Source organism: Agaribacter marinus, assembly GCF_030160655.1.
Taxonomy (GTDB): Bacteria; Pseudomonadota; Gammaproteobacteria; order Enterobacterales; family Alteromonadaceae; genus Glaciecola; species Glaciecola marina.
Map to the genome: position 1 here is coordinate 1 of NZ_BSOT01000025.1, position 1,055 is coordinate 1,055.

1 protein-coding gene is annotated in these 1,055 nt (G+C 44.1%); it reads left to right on the forward strand.

Annotated elements, in window-relative coordinates; genetic code table 11:
* Positions 1-1,055, forward strand: a protein-coding gene (locus tag QQK00_RS20425) for an IS3 family transposase (protein WP_284219557.1) whose coding sequence is annotated in 2 segments (ribosomal slippage) — positions 1-254 and positions 254-1,055 — 1,056 coding nt annotated over the 2 segments. Because the reading frame shifts where the segments join, the coding sequence is not laid out codon by codon here. This gene is flagged as partial in the annotation.

Below are 1,055 nucleotides of genomic sequence, written 5' to 3' on the forward strand. Positions count from 1 at the left end.
ATCAAAATTTAGTGAAAGCCAAATCATGGCTATTCTTAAACAAAATGAAGGCGGTGTGTCGGTTCCAGACTTGTGCCGCGAGCATGGGATGAGCAGTGCGCAGTTCTATAATTGGCGTTCAAAATACAGCGGTATGGATGCCTCAATGATGAAGCGAATGAAAGAGCTAGAGGCTGAAAATAAGCGCCTCAAAAAGATGTATGCTGAAGAATGCATCAAGGCAGATATCAGGCAGGAAATTATTGAGGGAAAGCTCTAAAGCCATTCGTAAAACGCGAGATGGCAATTGAGTTAGTGAAACAGCGCCAGTTCAGTATTCGTATGGCATGTGAGTGTGTAGGAATAAGCCAAAGTGGTTATCGGTATGTGGCAAAGCAGTCGAGTGAAAATGCATTGATTGCCGATTGGTTGTTACGTTTAACCACTACTCATAAGCGATGGGGTTTTGGGTTATGTTTCTTGTATTTACGAAATGTGAAGAAGTTTGTTTGGAACCATAAGCGTGTATATCGTATCTACAAAGCGCTTGAGCTAAACCTTCGTATTAAGCCAAGAAAGCGGCTTAAACGCGCCAAGCCAGATGCGCTTAGTGTGCCCATTAGACCTAATCAAGTGTGGTCGATGGACTTTATGAGTGACAACTTGCGAGATGGCCGCTGCATTCGCTCATTCAATGTGATTGACGATTACAATCGCGAAGGGCTCACGGTAGATGTTGATTTATCAATGCCAAGTGCACGCGTGATAAGGTCCTTAGAGCGTATAATTGAGTGGCGAGGTAAGCCTGCAGCCATTCGCTGCGACAATGGCCCAGAATACGTTTCTAGTCAATTGGTGGCTTGGGCAAATGAGCAGCAAATCACGTTATTGTATATTCAGCCTGGCAAACCTACACAGAATGCTTATATCGAAAGGTTTAATCGTACAGCAAGGCATGAATGGTTAGACATGCATGAGTTTGTTTCCGTTGAGCATGCACAATCGATAGCTACAAAATGGCTTTGGACATACAATAATGAAAGGCCGAACTCGGCCATTGGTGGTGTACCACCAAC